This window comes from Anabaena sp. UHCC 0399 (assembly GCF_034931465.1).
Classification (GTDB): Bacteria; Cyanobacteriota; Cyanobacteriia; order Cyanobacteriales; family Nostocaceae; genus Trichormus; species Trichormus minutissimus.
The window spans coordinates 156,115-162,798 of sequence record NZ_JAYGGZ010000007.1 but is presented as its reverse complement, the minus strand read 5'-3'; the positions used below and the strand labels follow the sequence as shown (position 1 = coordinate 162,798).

The window sequence follows — 6,684 nt, the reverse complement described above, 5'->3', positions numbered from 1 at the left end:
GCACTCTTGCTTTTTACTTTTGGCTTGTTGTACTGCTATTTGAGATGAGGAAACCTCCATCCTTAAAAGGAAATAAGCAATAAACATCTAGTGAAAAATAATGTAGAGGCGTAGTAATGCTACGTCTCTACATGGTTTCTGGATAACGCATATCTCATTGAATGAGAGGTAGGCTTTGTCTGTTTAGCCCTCCAAATTACGTGGCGGTATGTTTCTTCCCTCATAGAACTGCTTGCGGAGTTTGGTTAATCCCAGCCATGCTGCACCGAAGATAATCGGCGTTACCGTCCCCAGCACAATAGCCGGAACTGATGTAACATCCAAAAATACTGACAGTATTGGGGTACTGGCTAAAGAAACAGCAGCTATTACGCCACTCAATAACCTTAATTGCTCAATCCTCGCCAACGCAGTTCTACAACTGGCACACTTTTCTGTATGAGAATAATACCTCTCTAGTAAATATTCTTGAGGAATAGGCGGTGGAAAAGCTTCCCCAGGAAACGGTTCAGCGTTGTAATTATTCACCCACTGGTGCAATTCAAACACAAAACTATCTGCTTTTGTCGGTAGATAGAAGGCTTTAGAAAAATTCGGACTACCGCCTTTCGCTTCTAGATAGCGTTCTTGATAGTGGAGAAAAATTTGGTCATCTTCTAAAACGCCATTTTGCCCCAGGTGATAGTACCAGCGCGGCCTCAACTTAATAAATATACCCGGCAGTTTAGAAGGAAACTTAAAGGGAAAACGAGCGAATAAACGACATTCACCTTTGCGGATGGGTGTAGCGTAGACAACAGTCAGAATTCTACCGCGTTCCGCGTTGATATCATGCCACGTTAAAGCCGGTGCAACAAAGGTTGTGGATAATTCTCCTGTTTGTCCAGGTTTTACTCCTTGCTTCCAAATGCCTTTAAAACCGTGTTTGTCAGATTTCGCCACCTCCAGTTCTAAAGGTGCGGCGTTTTTTCTATTTCCTACTGTGCTGTGATGGGTGAAGGCTACATGACTGGGGTCAAGTATATTCTCTAGCAGTGTGAGTGCATCGTAAGGTACATCTCTAAAGGTATTGATGACAACCCACCCATCAGGTGATGTTTCTAATGGTTCAATGACGGGAATTTTAGTTTTAGTAGCGTTTTCTGGGTTGCCAGCATACACAAATAACATACCCTGCCGTTCAGTGCTAGGCAATGATGCCACGCAAGCGCGTTGGGAAGTCTCCGCCTGTCCGACTTGCGGCTGCTGGGGAATGCGTTGACAATTACCATCGCTGGAAAAAGACCAACCGTGATAAGGACACTCTAACAGTCCTTCTTCATTAATTCTGCCTTCAGAAAGTCGTGCGAGACGATGGGGACACTGGTCTGCAAATACTTGCCAGGAATGAGATTGCTTGTCCCACCAAATGACGATATCTCGACCCAATAGAGTAAAAGCAGTTGGTTTTGATTTATCTAAATCTTCTAGGTAGTGGACAGGATACCAAGCTTCATGCCAATCGAAATACTGCGGGTCACTACCTCCAGGTAATATTTCTTTTACGGTAGATTTGATCTCTAGCATCTTTTCGTTTATTAACGTCGCGTCATTTCAAACAATTGCTGGGCGTTTTTCCCTAAGAAAGCCTCAAAAAGTTCTTGCTTACCTGGTGCTACTTCTACTAAATAACGTTGGGCAATTTCATAATAGGCATAAGTCCAAGGAATTTGCATTTCTTCACCGCTAATATCATCAATGACTGTTACCATTTCCTTCACTGCTGCGGTGGCGGTTTGACGTAAACCACAGGTGACATCACCCTCAATTTCTGCTTTCATCGGTACACCCAAACTAGCCAAACCACTCGCAGTAGTATCTATATCTGGGTATGCTGGCGTATTTTGGCGGTTCACGTAGCCAGTAAAATGATTGACAGCGTAACCATGTAACAGCACCCAAGCACCATATTGAGTAACTTGATTTACTACTTCTATTGTAGAACGTAGGGGAATTTGCCAAGGGCGAGTGAAAGCTGTTTGGAGTTGTTGAGTAATACTTTTATTATCACCCTCTCTTTGTAGGCAGGGAAAAGTCAATTGAGGTTGAATTGTACAGACTGTTTGATAAATTAGCTGGGCAATATTATCAGGTAATTCATCTACAATTAACTCACTAATAAACAGCTTGGGTAAATCAAATTCTACTTGTTGTGGATGGTGATAGTAACGAGCATAAAGGTGAGTTTGATGAAAAGTATATTCCCCAACTGGTTCGTAACCCAAGGCTTCAGCGATTTGTCCTAGATAGTTTATTCCTAAGTTAACTTGACCTTGAGAACTATCAACTATCATCCGCAAAGACCGAAAGGCGATATGGTCATTGGCGACTGTTCCACCCGCCGCAGTAATCATTTGTTCATAAGTTTGGGCATAATTAACTCTGGCTTTATATTCTTGCCAAAGTGATTCCCAGAGATGACTATTTAATTCGTAATTCGTAATTCGTAATTCGTAATTCATAATTCATAATGGGCATTAAAATTTTTTATTCCCAGTCCCCATTCCCTATTCCCTATTCCCTTTCCAAATGCAAAATCTCAGCGAGAATATCCAAGGCGGTTTGAATTTGGTCGGGTTCGATGACTAGGGGTGGACATAAACGTATGGCGGCTTTACCACAACCTAGTAATAGCAGACCATGTAAGAAGGCGGATTGAATAATGCGATCGCGCAATCTGATATCATAATTTCCATCTGCATCGAATAAATCGACTGCTACCATCAAGCCTATCCCCCTCGGTCGGGACATTCTAGGAAATTTTTCATGCAGTTTGGTCAGTCCAGCTTTTAGCAGTTCGCCCATTTGGGTAGCGTTACTCATCAACCCACTATCTAATAGTCGCAACGTCGTAATAGCTGCTACACAAGCTACGGGGTTTCCGCCAAAGGTGGTGGCGTGAGAACCAGGCGGCCAGGTCATTAATTCCGGACGGGAGAGAATTGCACCTAATGGTAAACCACTGGCTAGACCTTTGGCTGTGGTAATAATATCAGGCATTACACCCCAATGCTCAATGGCAAATAAGCGTCCGGTGCGTCCCATGCCTGATTGCACTTCATCGACTACCATTAAAATGCCGTGGCGATTGCAGATATCCCGGATTCTGGCTAAAAATCCATCTTCAGGGACTATGTAACCACCTTCGCCTTGAATGGGTTCTACTATGATGGCGGCTATTTCATGGGGCGGTAGGATGGTGTTAAATAACTGTTGTTCTAGGTGGTCAAGACTGGCGTGAGTCCCGTAGGGAATATGAGTTATCCCTGGAACTAAGGGGCCGAAATGGGCGCGTTGGACTGTTTTAGAACCAGTGAGAGACATTGCGCCGTAGGTGCGTCCATGAAATGCACCTAAAAAGGCCACGATAAGCGATCGCTTGGTGTAATATCGAGCTAGTTTCATCGCTCCTTCGTTAGACTCTGCGCCGGAGTTGGTGAAAAATACTCTCCCACCGTGGGGAAAGGGGGCGCGAATCGCTAAATGTTCGGCGAGTTCCACCATTGGTTCATAGTAAAAATCCGTCCCCGACATATGCAACAACCGCGCCGCCTGTGACTGAATTTCCTTGACTACTTCTGGGTGGGCGTGACCGGTGGCGGTGACAGCAATACCTGCGGTCATATCTAGAAATACATTGCCGTCTACGTCTTCTAGCATACAACCCTCGCCACGAGCCACCACTAGGGGATAGTCGCGGGTGTAAGAAGGGGAAGTTACAGTGCGATCGCGTTCTACAATAGCTAAAGCTTTCTTTCCTGGTAGGGATGTCACCAATTGCGGCGCACGAGGTAAAGATTTATTGGTGGGGATACTTAACATTTTGTTTAATGGTTTTTCTGAATACGGATAATTAAACTGCAATGTGTAAATGTTAACAGTAGCATTTGATTCTATTCGTATATAACTTACGCATTGACAGAGTAGCAATAATATGTGTTAGAGATTGTGGAAAAATACAGATATTTTTTCATGAATCCCTAGGAGGATTTTTTTTCAGATGCTGTGATAATTTTTAATTTCATTTTTTAACGCAGAGGGGCGCGGAGGTGGAGAGGAGCGCGGAGGTTTTATTAGGGGTATTTGTGTTGTATTTTGAAAAAGTGCTACTCCCTACTCCTTAGTTTAGTGGATGGGAGTGCAGGTTATAATGCACTGTTAGGCTGAGTTTCTCCCAAATACTGGAAGAAGTTTAATGCCCTGTCAAATGTGCTATTAATACGTGACAGAAATATAGATTGCGAAATTTTTTAAATTATGAGTATTCTATTCAGCCAAAAACTCAGGGTGACAGTAGGGATTGCTGCATTGTTACTGGTAGGTTTAACTGGTAGTCATCTATATAATCACACCAAAAATCAAGAGCTAGCTAAACAATCTCAGGATGTTGAAAGTTTATCTGTAAACCAACAATTAAATAATCCTATTAGTGCATCACGCATTTCTCAGACTTCTCTGCAATCTACGTCTGTTAATGTCAATTTTTTGCAGAGAAATGATGAGCAAGTAAATCAATATAATATATCCAAGTCTGACCAAAATTTGGCGGACACATCTGTCAGTTATCCAATTGTTGATGAATGGCGAAAATATAAATATAGTGTCAATGGTAATCAAGTTTTATCAGCAGCAAAACTACCAACCACTAACGTTAAATTTCATCAGTCAGATTTATTAAGTGTACTCGTGAATACGAGAAAATATTTTCAAGAACACGGTGCAGCAGATCCAGATATTTTAAGACCGGGATTGCTAAGTACGCAAAAAGTTACTACAGCAGATATCCTAAAAACTCTAGATTTCATGATTGTAGTTCTTAGGGAGGATATTGCTAATAAGCGCACTACACGGTTACAAAATCCCGATTTTATCAATAAAAATTTTCGGGTTATTCGATGGACAGCCTATAAACCAGAAGCCCCAAAACAAAAGCAATTACGGATTACTAAATATGCTGTATTTACCCATCCAGGCACACGTAAAAAAACATCAACCTACAATACACCTATCTACAGTTTAAAAGATAATGCAGTCACAGATAAATTCTACACAAAATATACCAAACAAGATGTTATATCAGGAATTTATGAGCCAGGGGGCAAAGAATTTGGCAAAGTTGCACCCTTAGCTTATTTAACCCGTAATGGTTTAGAAGAGGCCTTGATGCAAGGAACAATCCTGATTAATTTTATAGATGGTTCTCAAGCATTTTTTAACGTTGATAGAAATAATGGAATGTCTTACATCCGAGGTTTAAAGGCAACAGCCCAAAAGCGTTATTGGTATTTTAGACAAGTTGATGCCATTAAAGGTTATGGATATAAAATAGATGCCAAAATTTCTATTAAACCAGGAGTAACTTTTGCTGGCGATGTCTTAAATATTGGTTTAGGCAGAGTCGTTGTTATGGAACATACTCAAGGCGGACGCAAACAGCTACAAATGGGTGTAATTGCAGATACAGGCGGAGCATTTTTACCCAACCTGTACCAACTAGATTATTTAGCAGGTATTTTCCCCAATCAACAATCATTCCGGCAATCTATCAGTAAACTACCGGAATATGCTAACGCGTATTTTTTAATTAAGAAGTAATGCGAATGGGGTATGGGGCTAATCAATTCAAAATTCAAAATACCCTATCGGGAAGCAAGCTACAAAATTCAAAATTAAAGACAATTAGTGGGAACTTGTAGCTTGCTTGCCGTAGGCTACTCACCACTAATTGTTCCCTGCGGGACGCTACGCGAACGAGTAGCGTCCCGCAGGGAAGACCGCCAAATCATTTGTCACCTGTCACCTGTCACCTGTCACCTGTCACCTGTCACCTGTCACCTGTCACCTGTCACCTGTCACCTGTCACCTGTCACCTCTCTCTACTCCCGCCACAAAGCAATACCACCTAATAAACCACTAACATTAGGAATGAGTCGGACATTTAAAGGTAGCTGAAAATTTACTTTTACCGCTTCACCACCACCAATATAGAGATAATCATAATTAAACAGCTTTTGCAAAGATGCGATCGCCTTTTCTAAACGACGATTCCATTTTTTTTGCCCAACTTTCTCTAACGTCGCCCTTCCTAGCTGTTCTTCGTAAGTTTCATCCTTCCGAAACTGATGATGTCCCATTTCCATGTTCGGCACTAATTTACCATCCACAAATAAAGCTGAACCAAAGCCTGTACCTAAAGTAATCACCAATTCCACACCCTTACCTTTAATTGCCCCAAAGCCTTGCATATCCGCATCGTTAATCACCCGCACAGGTTTATTTAGTTGTTGTAACAATGCTGTTTCTAAGTCAAACCCAATCCAATATGAATGTAAGTTGACGGCTGTTTCAGTTACACCACAGCGCACTACACCAGGAAACCCTACAGAAACCCGATGAAAATCACCTTGGGCAGCTGCTAATACCATAATGGCATTGATCACTACCTCCGGTGTTGCAGGTTGGGGTGTATCCACACGCGCCCTTTCTGTCAGAGGGTTTCCCGCGATATCCAACACCATCGCTTTCACACCACTACCGCCAATATCAACGGATAAAGTACGAATTGAACCATTATCTTCAACCATTGATTATCCTCCTGGTGAATGTTTAAGATTTGGTTATTATGCGCTGAATTAGGGGTTAAGG

At 42.1% G+C, this 6,684-nt stretch carries 5 protein-coding genes; 1 reads left to right on the top strand and 4 read right to left on the bottom strand.

The features are described 5' to 3' along the window. Positions 1-183: 183 nt before the first annotated feature. Genes VB693_RS06230 through VB693_RS06220 form a run of 3 tightly spaced genes read right to left on the bottom strand, consistent with a single transcriptional unit; the run spans position 184 to position 3,861 of the window. On the bottom strand, positions 184-1,566 hold the full coding sequence (locus tag VB693_RS06230; RefSeq protein ID WP_323265487.1) for a Rieske 2Fe-2S domain-containing protein: 1,383 nt from the start codon (positions 1,564-1,566) through the stop codon (positions 184-186). Positions 1,567-1,577: 11 nt separating this feature from the next. Further along, positions 1,578-2,501: a DUF1338 domain-containing protein gene (locus VB693_RS06225; protein WP_323265486.1), complete on the bottom strand. Its 924-nt coding sequence runs from the start codon at positions 2,499-2,501 to the stop codon at positions 1,578-1,580. Between the two features lie 52 nt (positions 2,502-2,553). Continuing rightward, positions 2,554-3,861, bottom strand: a complete 1,308-nt coding sequence (locus tag VB693_RS06220; protein WP_323265485.1) for an acetyl ornithine aminotransferase family protein — start codon at positions 3,859-3,861, stop codon at positions 2,554-2,556. Between the two features lie 435 nt (positions 3,862-4,296). On the opposite strand from VB693_RS06220, the gene VB693_RS06215 reads away from it, so the two are divergent. Next, on the top strand, positions 4,297-5,634 hold the full coding sequence (locus tag VB693_RS06215; RefSeq protein ID WP_323265484.1) for a hypothetical protein: 1,338 nt from the start codon (positions 4,297-4,299) through the stop codon (positions 5,632-5,634). Positions 5,635-5,915: 281 nt separating this feature from the next. On the opposite strand, the gene VB693_RS06210 is transcribed toward VB693_RS06215, so the two are convergent. After that, entirely contained in the window at positions 5,916-6,623 is a 708-nt protein-coding gene (locus VB693_RS06210) for an ROK family protein (protein ID WP_323265483.1), read from the bottom strand. Between the last annotated feature and the right edge of the window lie 61 nt (positions 6,624-6,684).